At 31.9% G+C, this 13,893-nt stretch carries 17 protein-coding genes; 15 read left to right on the forward strand and 2 right to left on the reverse strand.

Annotation, left to right across the window (positions count from 1 at the left end; genetic code table 11):
• Nucleotides 1-10: 10 nt before the first annotated feature.
• Together ylbJ and CLOTH_RS01030 are read right to left on the reverse strand one after the other, a co-directional pair.
• Nucleotides 11-1,213 (reverse strand): sporulation integral membrane protein YlbJ, encoded by a 1,203-nt coding sequence (gene ylbJ, locus CLOTH_RS01025; RefSeq protein ID WP_079410323.1) that lies wholly within the window; start codon nucleotides 1,211-1,213, stop codon nucleotides 11-13.
• A 65-nt stretch (nucleotides 1,214-1,278) separates the two neighbouring features.
• Nucleotides 1,279-2,541 carry a nucleotidyltransferase gene (locus CLOTH_RS01030; RefSeq protein ID WP_079410325.1) on the reverse strand — a complete coding sequence of 421 codons (1,263 nt, stop codon included), beginning with the start codon at nucleotides 2,539-2,541 and terminating at the stop codon, nucleotides 1,279-1,281.
• A gap of 222 nt (nucleotides 2,542-2,763) precedes the next feature.
• Between CLOTH_RS01030 and CLOTH_RS01035 the strand changes: the two genes are divergently transcribed.
• The 15 genes from CLOTH_RS01035 (at nucleotide 2,764) to spoIIIAD (ending at nucleotide 13,888) form a co-directional block, all read left to right on the forward strand.
• Nucleotides 2,764-3,957, forward strand: coding sequence for an acetate/propionate family kinase (locus CLOTH_RS01035; RefSeq protein WP_079410327.1), 1,194 nt, complete (start codon nucleotides 2,764-2,766; stop codon nucleotides 3,955-3,957).
• A gap of 128 nt (nucleotides 3,958-4,085) precedes the next feature.
• Nucleotides 4,086-4,607, forward strand: coding sequence for a YceD family protein (locus CLOTH_RS01040; RefSeq protein WP_079410329.1), 522 nt, complete (start codon nucleotides 4,086-4,088; stop codon nucleotides 4,605-4,607).
• A gap of 13 nt (nucleotides 4,608-4,620) precedes the next feature.
• Complete coding sequence (rpmF, locus tag CLOTH_RS01045; RefSeq protein ID WP_079410331.1) at nucleotides 4,621-4,797, forward strand: 50S ribosomal protein L32; 177 nt, start codon at nucleotides 4,621-4,623, stop codon at nucleotides 4,795-4,797.
• A 147-nt stretch (nucleotides 4,798-4,944) separates the two neighbouring features.
• A complete protein-coding gene (fapR, locus tag CLOTH_RS01050; RefSeq protein WP_079410333.1) occupies nucleotides 4,945-5,502 on the forward strand; it encodes a transcription factor FapR in 558 nt (185 codons plus the stop codon).
• 13 nt (nucleotides 5,503-5,515) lie between these two features.
• The gene (plsX, locus tag CLOTH_RS01055; RefSeq protein ID WP_079410335.1) at nucleotides 5,516-6,523 is read left to right on the forward strand and encodes a phosphate acyltransferase PlsX; all 1,008 of its coding nucleotides are present in this window, start codon (nucleotides 5,516-5,518) and stop codon (nucleotides 6,521-6,523) included.
• Nucleotides 6,516-7,511, forward strand: a complete 996-nt coding sequence (locus CLOTH_RS01060) for a beta-ketoacyl-ACP synthase III (RefSeq protein WP_079410337.1) — start codon at nucleotides 6,516-6,518, stop codon at nucleotides 7,509-7,511. Before plsX ends, CLOTH_RS01060 begins: the two co-directional genes overlap by 8 nt.
• Nucleotides 7,512-7,521: 10 nt before the next feature.
• A complete protein-coding gene (gene fabK / locus CLOTH_RS01065; protein ID WP_079410339.1) occupies nucleotides 7,522-8,451 on the forward strand; it encodes an enoyl-[acyl-carrier-protein] reductase FabK in 930 nt (309 codons plus the stop codon).
• Between the two features lie 12 nt (nucleotides 8,452-8,463).
• Complete coding sequence (gene fabD / locus CLOTH_RS01070) at nucleotides 8,464-9,417, forward strand: ACP S-malonyltransferase (RefSeq protein ID WP_079410341.1); 954 nt, start codon at nucleotides 8,464-8,466, stop codon at nucleotides 9,415-9,417.
• Nucleotides 9,418-9,422: 5 nt separating this feature from the next.
• On the forward strand, nucleotides 9,423-10,166 hold the full coding sequence (gene fabG, locus CLOTH_RS01075; RefSeq protein WP_408605804.1) for a 3-oxoacyl-[acyl-carrier-protein] reductase: 744 nt from the start codon (nucleotides 9,423-9,425) through the stop codon (nucleotides 10,164-10,166).
• A 36-nt stretch (nucleotides 10,167-10,202) separates the two neighbouring features.
• A complete protein-coding gene (gene acpP / locus CLOTH_RS01080; protein WP_079410345.1) occupies nucleotides 10,203-10,433 on the forward strand; it encodes an acyl carrier protein in 231 nt (76 codons plus the stop codon).
• 18 nt (nucleotides 10,434-10,451) lie between these two features.
• Nucleotides 10,452-11,690, forward strand: coding sequence for a beta-ketoacyl-ACP synthase II (gene fabF, locus CLOTH_RS01085; protein WP_079410347.1), 1,239 nt, complete (start codon nucleotides 10,452-10,454; stop codon nucleotides 11,688-11,690).
• Nucleotides 11,691-11,788: 98 nt separating this feature from the next.
• Nucleotides 11,789-12,760, forward strand: coding sequence for a stage III sporulation protein AA (spoIIIAA, locus tag CLOTH_RS01090; RefSeq protein ID WP_079410349.1), 972 nt, complete (start codon nucleotides 11,789-11,791; stop codon nucleotides 12,758-12,760).
• A complete protein-coding gene (locus tag CLOTH_RS01095) occupies nucleotides 12,750-13,271 on the forward strand; it encodes a stage III sporulation protein AB (RefSeq protein WP_079410351.1) in 522 nt (173 codons plus the stop codon). Before spoIIIAA ends, CLOTH_RS01095 begins: the two co-directional genes overlap by 11 nt.
• 10 nt (nucleotides 13,272-13,281) lie before the next feature.
• Nucleotides 13,282-13,485, forward strand: coding sequence for a stage III sporulation protein AC (gene spoIIIAC / locus CLOTH_RS01100; RefSeq protein WP_079410353.1), 204 nt, complete (start codon nucleotides 13,282-13,284; stop codon nucleotides 13,483-13,485).
• A 16-nt stretch (nucleotides 13,486-13,501) separates the two neighbouring features.
• Nucleotides 13,502-13,888 (forward strand): stage III sporulation protein AD, encoded by a 387-nt coding sequence (gene spoIIIAD, locus CLOTH_RS01105; RefSeq protein ID WP_079410355.1) that lies wholly within the window; start codon nucleotides 13,502-13,504, stop codon nucleotides 13,886-13,888.
• The last annotated feature ends 5 nt before the right edge of the window (nucleotides 13,889-13,893 follow it).

The raw sequence follows: 13,893 nt of genomic DNA on the forward strand, positions 1-13,893 counted from the left end.
AAGTCTACTTTTAAAATCTTTCAAAGAAAGACTTTTTTATAAAATAATTTAAATAATTAAGTGTGTAAAAAATGAGCAAAATTATAAAAATAAATTTACTATACATAAAAAATCTTTGGAATTTCAAACTGCTATACACATAGTGCTCATAATTAAAAGTCGATATAGCCAATCTATATTCAAACAAGGGATATAAAAGATATACGTAGACAAAAGAAACTAATCCTTGCAGAAACTTACTAAATATGTATATAGATGTATTAATATCTGTTTTATTTAAGAAGCTGCACGCTTGAGCTATTATAGAAATGCCGCTAAATGATATCATAAAAGATGAAAGTGCTATCCTTAAAAGTAGTGGAGAATCTTGAGCTAAGGCCACATTATTGCACCCTATTGTTATTTCGAAGACACCACTAATAAAGGCATATATAAGCTCTTGGGAAACATTAAATCTAGATAAAAGTATAAATAAAAAAGAAGTTATCGTATCTATAAAGTTTGTTATTTTTAATATCCTAAAAACTACAGAAAATATCATTATAAATCCGCCAACTTTTAATATAGTGTTTATACTATCATTTATACAATCCCCTAAGATAGAATAAAATCCTCTTTTATTAGTAGTGTTAGTATGAGCTATACTTTTTATTCCATTTAATAAACCTATGTTTGTTTTGTTACATCTGCTGTATTTTTCACCATAATCTCTAAAAAATATACCTACTGTTAAGGCTGATAAATAGTGAGAAAACAGCAAAAGATATCCTATAACTGGGTTTTTGAACATTCCTATACCAACAGCTCCTATGACAAATAGTGGACCTGATGTACTGCAAAATGACGCTAATCGTTGGCCCTCATGTTTTGAAACCTCGTTTTTCTCTCTTAATTCAGACACTATTTTTATTCCAACAGGATATCCAGAAATTATAGACATTACAAAAGCAAAAGACCCCTTACCAGGAACATTAAATAGAAATTGGGTAATAGGTTCTAGAAATAATCCTATCAAGTCTACTGTTCTTAAGCTTATCAAAATTTGGGATCCAATCAAAAAAGGAAGCAAAGCAGGAACTAATGTATTAAACCATATTTTTAGACCTAAATAAGCAGCATCCAAAGAATCTTGAGGAAAGATTACTATATAAGATAAAAGAACTAATATCATTATGCCAGGAATAAAAGATGTTATAACTGCTATTTTTTTCATATAAACTCCTCCAATAACATTTTAAGTCACTATAATTATATTAATGAAGGAGTTTAGCTATGTATTTATTTAACATATATAGGCGATATATAATAGTCCATTGAGCCTTTTAATATATTTTTATTATTTTTATAGTAAATAACATTGTATAAATCTGTAGATCTAATATCGTATTTTAAGAATTTAGATATATTAGGATTATTTAAATTTGCATTGCTTAGTTTGTTTATAAGAACTGATTCTGATTTTTTCTTCATTTCTTTTATAATTTCTCTTCCCTTGTCATTGAACGCTAGAATTCTAACATATGGGATACTGTTTTGGTTTTTCAAAGAGAATACATCCTCTTTAGTGATACCAAGTAATATATTCATTAAGATTCTTTTAATTTTAGTCATTGTATATCTCTTTGATTTTATTGATGTTAGCAAATCATAAAAAGAATTACTTCTAAGAACAAGGTCTAATATCTTATTTTCCAGCCCTTCGTTTACTTCGAAATATGAGTTTATAGAACTTCCTTCTCTAATTATAGTAGATGTGATTATCTCATAAAATAGATCATCAAATACAGGGAAAAAACCATCATCTAATCTTTTACATACACAATCATATGTGCCACTAGGCACTACTTTAGATAAAGTATTTAGGTCAATACTTTTTCTAAGGGATTCTCTTATAGCAGTTGCACTACAAATTTCACTTTCTATTTCTTTAGAATTGTAGTGAGCTTTAATTCTTTGTATAGTGTAGGGCTTTATATTGCTTTTTAATGAAAGAATACTTTTGATATACTCTATACCAAGGATATTGTTAGGACTATTTAGTATATGCAAAAGTTCACCTTCGCTAATAGATATAAGTTTGTTATTATTTATATAAGAAAATAAAGCCCTAGATCTTGCTACAGGAAAAAGATCACCATTTGCTATATGTGATTTTAATTCACTTTTAAATTCAGGTGGTTCATTTATAAGAATTTCACTTATCTTGTATAAAATATCTATATTTCCTATTTCACTTCCAAAGCATACAGAATCTACAACATTAGTACTTTCTAAAGCACAAATTGACCCATGTGCAAAAAATTCTGCACTTTGAGAGGAAAATATAGTTGGGAGTTCTATTACTAAATCAACACCGGAATTTACAGCCATTTTTGCCCTAGACCATTTATCAAATAGTGCAGGTTCTCCTCTTTGTAAAAAATGACCACTCATTACAGCTATTGTATGAGTAGAGTTAGTAGCTTTTTTAGACTCTAAAAGATGATGTAAGTGTCCGTTGTGAAAAGGATTATATTCTACAATAACTCCTAGTACTTTCATGATATTCCTCCAAATGTTAAGTATATTAATCTTATTATATATAAAGAAATCACTTTTTAAATAGGAAAATATTAAATAATGTGCTAACATACGTGTTTTTGATGGAATGTTATGTACTTTTATATAAAAAAATGGTATAGTAAATATTGAAAAATACTATATAAGGTATGCTTATATAATAGATATCGTACCTTAAAAAATACTAAGGAGGTATTCTTAAAGATGAACGTATTAGTAATAAACTGTGGAAGTTCTTCGTTAAAGTACCAGTTAATTAATATGGCTAATGAAGAAGTTTTAGCTGTAGGTTTAGCTGAAAGAATAGCAATCGATGGATCAAGAATTAAGCACGAAACTATTGGTAAGGAAAAGGTTGTTATAGAGCAACCTATGAAAAACCATAAAGATGCTATAGAAATGGTTTTAGCTGCTATAGTTAACGAAGAGTATGGAGCAATAAAAGATATGAGTGAAATATCTGCTGTTGGGCACAGAGTTGTTCATGGTGGAGAAAAGTTCTCAGGATCTGTTTTAATTACTGATGAGGTTAAAAAAGTTTTAGAAGAGTGTAGTGATTTAGCTCCTTTACATAACCCACCAAACTTAATGGGAATAAATGCATGCCAAGAAATACTTCCAAATGTTCCTATGGTTGGAGTATTCGATACTGCATTCCATCAAACTATGCCTAAGTCATCTTACTTATACGCTCTACCATATGAGTTATATGAAAAATACGGAATAAGAAGATATGGATTCCACGGAACATCTCACAAGTATGTTTCTCAAAGAGCTGCTGAAATATTAGGTAAAAATATAGAAGATCTTAAAATAGTAACTTGTCACTTAGGAAATGGAGCTTCAGTTGCAGCTGTTGATGGTGGAAAATCAATAGATACTACAATGGGATTCACTCCGCTTGAAGGATTAATGATGGGTACTAGATGTGGAGATATAGACCCTGCTATATTACCATTCTTAATGGAGAAAGAAGGATTAGATGCAGCTGGTCTTAGCGATTTAATGAACAAAAAATCTGGTATATTAGGATTAACAGGAATAAGCAGTGACTTTAGAGATATAGAAGATGCAGCAGCAGCAGGAGATGAAAGAGCTATATTAGGTCTTGAAACTTACTGCAAAAAGATAAAAAAATATATAGGTGCATACATGGCTGAAATGGGCGGACTAGATGCTATTGTATTTACAGCTGGTATCGGTGAAAATGGAGCTGAAATTCGTAGAGATATATGCAAAGGAATGGAAGCTTTAGGAATCGAAATAGATGAAGAAAAGAACAATGTAAGAGGAAAAGAAAGAATTGTAAGCACTGACAATTCAAAAGTAAAAATTCTATTAGTACCAACTAATGAAGAATTAATGATCGCAAGAGATACTGTTGCATTAGTTAAATAGTTTTGGGAAACATATAAGGAAATAAGGTAGGATATATCCTACCTTATCTTTATTCTATCAAGGAAAAACACTTGACAAAATAATAAGCCATTTGTATAATTAATTTGGCAATGCATTGAGGTGGTAGTATGAAAATAAATTTAGAAAAGCTTCTTAGAAAAGAAGTAGATAGTTTGGACTTGAATTTTGTTCAAGAAATTGATACTATTAATTATCAAGGCAAAGACTTCAAATTTACTTCGCCAGCTAAAATTGAAGGCAGAATATCTAGAGTACATGGTGACTTATATTTAGACTGCAAAATAGAATTTTCCTCAGTGGATACTTGTGGAAGATGTCTAAAGGATATAGATATATTTGTCAATGCTGATGTTCAAGGATTTTTAGTTGAGAGCGAAGAGGAAGTTTTAGAAGATGAAGATACTTTTGTTTATAATGGGGAAGAGTTAGATTTCAAAGAAATTGTAGAAAATGCATTTATACTCAACGTACCAAGAAAAGTTCTATGTGATGAGGACTGTAAAGGTATGTGTGTAAACTGTGGAGTTAACCTAAATGAAGCAGAATGTAGATGCATTGATGAAGATGAAAATCAAGAATTCATAGACCCCCGTTTAAGTAAATTAAAAGATTTTTTCAAAAATAACTAAGGAGGTGCTATAGATGGCAGTACCAAAGCGTAAAACTTCAAAATCAAAAAGAGATTCAAGAAGAGCGGCTAACTCAAAAATGGTTGCAACAGGATTTGTAAAATGCCCACAGTGTCATGAACCTAAATTATCACACAGAGTGTGCCCAGACTGTGGACACTACAAAGGTAAAGAAGTAGTAGCTCAGTAATTTCTCAAGAAAGCGTGTAGACAATTCTACATGCTTTTTATTTTAGTAAAAATACTTTTTATGGAATATTGATTAAATCAGTAAAATATTATATACTAATATTAGTAGCAGGTACTAATATTAGTATATAATTTAGAGGTGAAACACATGAAAAGAAAGAGCAAGGAAGAAAGGCAGAAAGAGCTCTTAGAAATGCTTGAAAAAGATAGCTTTTATACAGATGAAGAACTGTCTTCCTATTTTAATGTTAGTATACAAACTATCAGATTAGATAGGCTACAATTAGGTATACCTGAACTGAGAGAAAGAATAAAAAATCTTGCAGAGAATAATATAGATAAAGTAAAAAGTATGAAAGGCAAAGAAATAATAGGAGAACTTATAACGCTTGAAGTAGGGAATTTAGGAATATCAATTCTTGAAACAACAAATGATATGACGTATAGCAAAACTAGCATAGTTAAAGGACATTATGTTTTTGCTCAGGCAGAATCTTTAGCTATGGCAGTTATAGATGCACCTGTTGTATTAATGGGAGTTGCAAATATCAAGAATATGGACCCTGTAAAGCCTAATGATAGACTCATAGCTAAGGCTGAAGTTGTTAAAGTGAGGGATAAAAAGCACTATGTTCATGTTAGAATAAACAACAAAAATCATGTACAAGTGTTTAGAGGAAAGTTCATATTTGATGAGATAAGTTAAAGGAGGAAGTACATTGAAAATTGTAGTAGACGGTATGGGAGGAGACAATGCTCCAAACTCAACTGTTGAGGGTATAGTTAGTGCAATAAAAGAGTTTAATGTAGATATAATAGTAACTGGTGATAAAGAAATTCTAGAGAAAAACTTTAGTAAATACGACTTTGACAGAAGTAAACTTGAGATAATACATACTAGCGAAGTGATAATGAATGAAGATAAGCCAGTCAAAGCTATAAGAGGAAAGAAAGATTCATCTATGGTTGTTGCGTTAAACTTAGTAAAAGAAGGAAAAGCAGATGCAATAGTTTCAGCAGGAAATACAGGTGCATTACTAGCTGGAGGATTATTTGTGCTTGGAAGAATAGAAGGGATAGATAGACCAGCACTTTGTAGTTACATGCCTACAAAAAAAGGTATGTCTATACTTTTAGACGCTGGTGCAAATAGTGATTGTAAGCCTAGAAATCTAGTTGAATTTGGATTTATGGGATCTATCTATGCAAACAAAGTTTTAGATATAGACAATCCTAAAGTAGCAATTGTAAATGTTGGATCAGAAGAAGGAAAAGGAAATGATCTTACAAAGAAATCATATGAAATTCTTAAAGGCTCACAAATAAATTTCATTGGAAATGTAGAAGCTAGAGATATACCTTATGGATACACAGATGTTATATTGTGTGATGGTTTTACTGGAAATGTTATATTAAAGCTTACAGAAGGAGTAGCAATGTCTATATTTTCTATGCTTAAAGAAACTTTCTTAAGTAGCTTTAAGACAAAGATAGGTGCTGCACTTTTAAAAAATGATTTAGTAAGAATGAAAAGTAGTTTAGATTACGCAGAATATGGTGGTGCCCCACTTCTTGGAGTAAATGGTGGGCTTATAAAGGCACATGGAAGTTCTAATGGAAAAGCAATTAAAAATGCTATAAAACAGGCAATTAGATTCGTTGACGGAAATGTTTTAAGTGAAATTAAATCCAAAATAGATATTATAGGAGCTGATTGTATTGAGTAAAACTAAAAGAGCAGGGGTAATAGGAATAGGAAGCTTCGTTCCTGAAAAGGTTCTTACAAATCTTGATATGGAAAAAATAGTTGATACATCAGATGAATGGATACTAACAAGAACAGGAATAAAAGAAAGAAGAATAGCAGATGAAAATACAGCAACATCTGATCTTGCAACCGAAGCAGCAAAAAAAGCTCTAGAAAGCGCTAATGTAAAGCCAGAGGAAATAGATTTAATAATGGTAGCTACAGTTACCCCAGATATGGCATTTCCATCAACAGCTTGTATAGTTCAAAAAAATATAGGTGCATCAAAGGCAGCAGCATTTGATCTAGAAGCGGCTTGTTCTGGATTTATATATGGAGTAACTATCGGAAAGCAATTCATAGAAACAGGAATGTATAAGAAAATACTAGTAATAGGAGCAGAAACTCTATCTAAAATAGTAGATTGGAGTGATAGAAACACTTGTGTACTATTTGGAGATGGAGCAGGTGCTGTAGTTTTAGGAGAAGTTGATGAAAATGAAGGTATATTATCTGCATATTTAGGAGCAGACGGACTTGGTGGAGAGTTTTTATCTCAACCTGCAGGAGGATCTAGAATACCTGCAAGCGTAAGCACAGTTAATGATAGATTACATTACATAAAAATGGAAGGAAGCGAAGTATTTAAGTTTGCGGTTAGAATAATGGGTGAATCAGCTAAAAAAGCATTGGAACTTGCAAATTTAAGTAGTGAAGATATAGATTTTATAGTTCCTCATCAAGCAAATATAAGAATAATAGAATCAGCTGCTAAAAGGCTTAAAGTATCTATGGATAAAGTATATGTTAACTTAGATAGATATGGAAATATGTCATCAGCGTCTATACCAGTTGCTTTAAATGAAGCATATACAAAGGGAATGGTAAAAAAAGGTGATAATGTAGTATTAGTAGGATTTGGTGGAGGACTGACTTGGGGTTCTGCACTGTTAAAATGGAGTATTTAGGAGGTTTAAAATGAATAGAATTTGTCAGCTTTTAAATATAAAATATCCAATAATTCAAGGTGGTATGGCATGGGTAGCTACGGCTGAACTTGCTGCTGCTGTATCAAATGCTGGAGGGCTGGGCTTAATTGCAGCAGGAAATGCACCAAAAGAAGTTGTTAAAGAAGAAATAAGAAAAGCTAGAGAACTTACAGACAAACCATTTGGAGTTAACGTTATGCTTATGTCTCCATATGTTGATGAAGTTATGGAAGTTATATATGAAGAAAGAATACCAGTTATAACTACAGGAGCAGGAAATCCAGCTAAATATATGGAAAAATTAAAATCTATAGGAACTAAGGTAATACCAGTAGTTCCATCTGTAGCACTTGCTAAAAGAATGGAAAAGTACGGAGCAGATGCTATTATAGTTGAAGGAACAGAAGCAGGTGGACATATAGGTGAACTTACAACTATGGTTTTAATTCCTCAGATAGTAGACGAAGTTAGTATACCTGTGATAGGAGCAGGTGGTATAGCTGATGGGAGAGGAATGGCGGCTGCTTTTGCTTTAGGAGCAGAGGGTGTTCAAATAGGAACAAGATTTATATGTAGTGATGAGTGTAAGGTTCACCCAAATTATAAAGAAGCGGTCCTTAAGGCTAAAGATAGAGATGCTGTAGTAAGTGGAAGAAGTACAGGACACCCTGTTAGAGCTTTAAAGAATAAATTTATCAAGGAGTTTTTAGAATTAGAAAAGCAAGGGGTAGACATTAAGACATTAGAGGAAAAAGGTGCTGGAAGCTTAAAGATTGCAGTACTAGAAGGAGACACAGAGAAAGGATCATTAATGGCAGGACAAATAGCTGCATTGGTTAAAGATATAAAACCATGTAAAGACATTATAGAAGAAATAGTTAATGATGCTAAGCAAGTTATTTCTAACTTAGAAATTTAGGGGGATGAACATATGGGAAAAGTTGCTTTAGTATTCCCAGGACAGGGATCACAGTATGTTGGAATGGGAAAACAAATATACGAGAAATATGAAACTGCAAGAAAGATATTTGATAAATCTAATGAAGTCTTAAATGTTGATTTAAAATCTATAATATTTGAAGGCCCAGAAGAAGAACTTACAAAAACGGAAAATACTCAACCTGCTATATTAACTTTAAGTATAGCTTTATTTGAGGTATTAAAAGAAAAAATAGATTTAAAGTATGATGCATGTGCAGGATTATCTTTAGGAGAATATTCAGCACTTGTTGCTGCAGATGCTATATCGTTTGAAGATGCAGCTGTTTTGGTTAAGAAAAGAGGAAGATATATGCAACAGGCAGTTCCAAGTGGTAAAGGAACTATGGCTGCAATACTAGGACTTGATAGAGAGGTATTATTAGATGTATTAAAGGAAGCATCAGTAGAAGGAATTGTTGAAGCTGCAAACTTTAATAGTCCTGGCCAGATAGTTATATCAGGTGAAGTAAGTGCTGTTGAAAAAGCAGTACAACTATGCAAAGAAAAGGGAGCTAAGAAGGCTGTAGTTTTAAAGGTAAGTGCACCTTTTCACTCATCTATGCTAGTAAATGCAGGAGAGAATCTACAAAAAGAATTAGAGAATATAGATTTTGAAAATCTTAAAGTTCCAGTAGTTGCTAATGTAGATGCAAATTATGTAGCAAAAGAAAACATAAAGGACTCTCTTGTAAGGCAAGTAAGTTCGTCAGTTATGTGGGAAGATTCGATCGAAAGACTTATAAATGATGGGTTTGATACATTCATTGAGATAGGCCCTGGAAAAACACTAAAAGCCTTCATAAAGAAGATAGCTTCTAAAATGAAGAAAGAAGTTAATATATACAACGTAGAGGATGAAGACACACTAGAAGAAGTAGTAAACATTATAAAAGGAGATGAATAGAGTTGATAGAATTAAAGGATAAAGTTGCACTAGTTACTGGAGGATCTAGAGGTATAGGAAAATCTATAGCTATAAAGCTTGCATCACTTGGAGCTAATGTTGTCATAAACTATACATCAAGAGAAGAGGAAGCTTTAAATACTCAAAAGGAAATAGAAAGCTATGGAGTAAAATCTATGGTTGTTAAGTGTGATGTTTCAAAATATGATGATGTGCAAAATATGATAGACAAAACAGTAAGTGAATTTGGAAGAGTAGATATTTTAGTTAATAATGCTGGTATAACTAAAGATGGGCTTTTAATGAAAATGAAAGAAGAAGACTTTGATGCTGTAATAGCTGTAAACTTGAAAGGAGTATTTAACTGTACTAAGGCTGTAACTAGACCAATGATGAAGCAAAGATATGGAAAAATAATAAACATGTCATCTGTAGTTGGAGTTATGGGTAATGCAGGTCAAGCAAACTACTGTGCATCTAAAGCTGGTGTAATAGGATTTACAAAGTCAAGTGCTAAAGAATTAGCATCAAGAAACATAAATGTAAATGCAATAGCACCTGGATTTATAGATACAGATATGACTAAGGTACTTAAAGATGATGTTAAAGAGGCGATGATGAGAAGTATTCCTTTAAATAGATATGGAAGTGCTGAAGATATTGCTAATTTAGTAGCATTTTTATCAAGTTCAATGTCAGATTATATAACAGGTCAAGTAATACACGTAGATGGTGGAATGGTAATGTAATTTAAAAATAAAAATATATTAGGGGAGGAATTTTTTATGGTATTCGAAAAAGTAAGAGGAATAATAGCTGATCAATTAGGTGTAGAGGATGTTGAAAGTATAAGCAGAGAAACATCTCTTATGAAAGATTTAGAGGCAGATTCTTTAGATGCTGTAGAAATAATGATGGCTTTAGAAGATGAGTTTGAGATAGAAATACCTGACGAAGATGCAGAGAAATTTACTTGTATAGGAGATATAGCGAGCTATATAGAACAAAATATGTAATTTTGGAGGTAATACAAAATGAAAAGAAGAGTGGTAGTTACAGGTTTAGGATGTGTAACTCCTATAGGTATAGGAAAAGATGCCTACTGGAATTCTTTAAAGAATGGTATTTGTGGTATAGATAAATTAACTAGATTCGATGCTTCTGAATATACAACTCAAATTGCTGCAGAAGTTAAGGATTTCGCTCCAGAAGATTATATGGATAAAAAAGAAGCTAAAAGAATGGATAGATTTACTCAATATGCAGTTGCAGCAAGTAAGATGGCTGTAAGTGATTCAAATCTTGATTTAGATAAGGTACAAAGTGATAGAATTGGAGTTATAATAGGTTCTGGAGTTGGCGGAATAGAAACTTTAGAAGAACAACATGCTAAGTTATTAGAAAAAGGGCCAAAGAGAGTAAGTCCTTTCTTCGTTCCTATGATGATAACTAATATGGCAGCTGGTCAAGTTTCAATAATGCTTAATGCTAAGGCTATGAACAGCAGTGTTGTAACAGCATGTGCTTCCGCAACTCATGCTATAGGAGATGCTTTCAAAGTAATCCAAAGAGGAGATGCAGAGGTTATGGTTGCAGGAGGATCTGAAAGTCCAATAACTCCTTTAGCAGTTGCAGGATTTTGTACAATGAAAGCTATGTCTACTAGAAATGATGATCCTAAAACAGCTTCTAGACCATTTGACAAGGATAGAGATGGTTTTGTAATGGGAGAAGGAGCTGGAATATTAATATTAGAAGAACTTGAACATGCATTAAAAAGAAATGCTACAATATACGCAGAAATAGTTGGATATGGAGCTACTTCAGATGCATACCACATAACTGCTCCAGCAGAAGGTGGAGAAGGAGCAGCTAGAGCTATGGAAATGGCAATTGCTGATGGAAATATACCGAAAGAAGAAGTTGATTATATAAACGCTCATGGAACTAGTACTCCGTATAATGATAAGTACGAAACAATGGCTATAAAATCTGTATTCGGGCAGCACGCATATAATTTGGCTGTTTCTTCTACTAAATCTATGACAGGTCACTTACTAGGAGCGGCAGGAGCTGTTGAAGCAATAGCTTGTGTACTTGCTATAAAAGATAGCTTCGTTCCTCCTACAATAAGCATTCAAAACCAAGATCCTGAACTTGATCTTAACTACGTTCCGCACAAAGGAATAGAAAGACAAGTAAGATATGCAATGTCTAACTCTTTAGGATTTGGTGGACACAACGGAACATTAGCATTTAAAAAATATGAATAAAGAAAAAAGCTTCTAACTAAATTTAGTTAGGAGCTTTTTTTGTGCATATTTTTTGAGGTTACATAATATTATTTACAAATAAGAAGGAGGACGAGTCTATGAATAAACTTCCAGAAGAAATTGTTAATTCACTAAGCCCAAGAATAAAGACATTAGTACATAATGCTAGTTATGACTTTAGAGGAGAGATAGAAGAAATAAGAATGAGAGTAAAGCGTCCACTAATGCTTATAGGAAACAATAAAGAGTATTTCATAAGCGATAAAGGGAGAGTCTTTACCAAATTCAACAGTGAATGTTATATAGTAAGCAGTGAAGACATAGAACAAACATTTCAAATTATATGTAAACACTCCATACACTCATTTTTAGAAGACATAAAAAAGGGATTTATAACAGTAAGAGGAGGGCATAGAGTAGGATTAGGAGGAAAAGTATTAATAGAAGGTGACAACATAAAAAATATAAAGCATATTTCATCTCTTAATATAAGAATATCAAAACAAGTCTTGAACTGTTCTAAAAGAGTACTAAGGCACATAATATCATCCTCTAATAAAATAAACAATACACTAATAATTTCACCACCTCAGTGCGGAAAAACAACATTGCTTAGAGATATAGTAAGGAATATCAGTAATGGAGTTGATGAATACAACTTTGAAGGATTAAAGACAGTAGTAATAGATGAAAGAAACGAAATATCAGGATCATACCTTGGTATGCCTCAAATGGATATAGGAATTAGGACAGATATAATAGAGTCTTGCCCTAAAGATATAGGAATAATGATGGTTTTAAGAGCTATGTCTCCAAATGTAATAGTGACAGATGAGATAGGCAGTAGTAAAGAAATAAATGCCTTGTATAACGCATTAAATGGAGGGGTAAGCCTTATAACAACAGTTCATGGATATGGAATGGAAGATATACAAAATAGAAAAGAAATAAATAGACTATTAGATAAAGAGTTATTCAAAAAAGTAATAGTTCTTTCAAATAGGCTAGGACCTGGAACAGTTGAAAAAATATATGACTTAGAAGAAAAGAGGTGTTTGTTTGTTTCTTAAAACATTATTGATGATAGTCATTTTAGTTTGTTCTTTTCTTCTTGGAGAAGAGCTATACTGTACATACAAAAAAAGGCATAAAGATGTGTCAGATTTAATAAAAATACTAGAAATATTAAATATGGAATTTAAATTCGGGATGTACACATTAAGCGAAGTATTTTTTAAGATAGGCAACAAAAAAGATTTTAGATTATGGGAATTTTTTCACAACTTGGCTAATAAATTAGAAGAAGAAAACAATAGCAGTCTAGAAAGTGCATTTGAAAATTCTATGCATTCAATAAGTGATAAGACTTTTCTTCAGGAAGAAGAAATAGATGAGCTTAAAAATTTAATACTCAATCTAGGTAAAAGTGACTTTTATAGCCAGGAAAGCATAATAAAACTTGCTATAGAGAACATAAAAAAAATACAAGCTAAATCACTAGAAGACATAAAAACTAAAGGAATGCTTTACAAAAAGATAAGTCTTATCATGGGGATATTATTAGTAATAATACTACTATAAGGAGGGTAATATGGGTGCAAATGTAGATTTAATATTTAAAATAGCAACTATAGGTATATTAATATCAGTTTTGAATCAAGTATTAATAAGATCAGGAAGAGAAGAGCAAGCAATGTTCACTACTCTTACAGGGGTAGTAGTAGTTTTGATGATGGTTATAAAAGAAATCAAGATTTTATTTGATACTGTAAAGACGATGTTTAATCTTTACTAGTTGGGGGAGTGATATTTTGGACTTAACTAGGTTAATTGGAACAGCTATTTTAGGAATAACACTATCTATGCTGTTTAAGAAAGATAGACCAGAAGTAAGTATGTTTATAGGTCTTATAACTGGTGTTGGAATTTTTCTAGGTGCACTACATAAACTTAGTTTCATAATTGATTCTATAAGAAGTTTAACAAGTAAAGTACACATAAATTACATATATCTTTCAACAATACTCAAAGTAGTAGGGATATCATATCTAATAGAATTTGCAATTCAAATATGTAAAGATGCAGGAGAGGGAGCAATAGCATCTAAATTGGAGTTTGCTGGAAAGGTAATAATACTTACAATGTCCTTTCCTATAATGCTTTCTATACTTGAAACTATAATAAATATTATACCTTAGGAGCT

Origin of the sequence: Alkalithermobacter paradoxus, assembly GCA_002029295.1 — a bacterium.
GTDB lineage: Bacteria > Bacillota > Clostridia > Peptostreptococcales > Peptostreptococcaceae > Alkalithermobacter > Alkalithermobacter paradoxus.

Excerpts from the sequence above, each read along its gene's own strand:
- fabF (WP_079410347.1), top strand. The coding sequence starts at position 10,452 with ATGAAAAGAAGAGTGGTAGTTACAGGTTTAGGATGTGTAACTCCTATA.
- fabD (WP_079410341.1), top strand. The coding sequence starts at position 8,464 with ATGGGAAAAGTTGCTTTAGTATTCCCAGGACAGGGATCACAGTATGTT.
- spoIIIAC (WP_079410353.1), top strand. The coding sequence starts at position 13,282 with ATGGGTGCAAATGTAGATTTAATATTTAAAATAGCAACTATAGGTATA.
- acpP (WP_079410345.1), top strand. The coding sequence starts at position 10,203 with ATGGTATTCGAAAAAGTAAGAGGAATAATAGCTGATCAATTAGGTGTA.
- ylbJ (WP_079410323.1), bottom strand. The coding sequence starts at position 1,213 with ATGAAAAAAATAGCAGTTATAACATCTTTTATTCCTGGCATAATGATA.
- fabK (WP_079410339.1), top strand. The coding sequence starts at position 7,522 with ATGAATAGAATTTGTCAGCTTTTAAATATAAAATATCCAATAATTCAA.
- rpmF (WP_079410331.1), top strand. The coding sequence starts at position 4,621 with ATGGCAGTACCAAAGCGTAAAACTTCAAAATCAAAAAGAGATTCAAGA.
- spoIIIAA (WP_079410349.1), top strand. The coding sequence starts at position 11,789 with ATGAATAAACTTCCAGAAGAAATTGTTAATTCACTAAGCCCAAGAATA.
- fapR (WP_079410333.1), top strand. The coding sequence starts at position 4,945 with ATGAAAAGAAAGAGCAAGGAAGAAAGGCAGAAAGAGCTCTTAGAAATG.
- CLOTH_RS01030 (WP_079410325.1), bottom strand. The coding sequence starts at position 2,541 with ATGAAAGTACTAGGAGTTATTGTAGAATATAATCCTTTTCACAACGGA.
- CLOTH_RS01035 (WP_079410327.1), top strand. The coding sequence starts at position 2,764 with ATGAACGTATTAGTAATAAACTGTGGAAGTTCTTCGTTAAAGTACCAG.
- CLOTH_RS01040 (WP_079410329.1), top strand. The coding sequence starts at position 4,086 with ATGAAAATAAATTTAGAAAAGCTTCTTAGAAAAGAAGTAGATAGTTTG.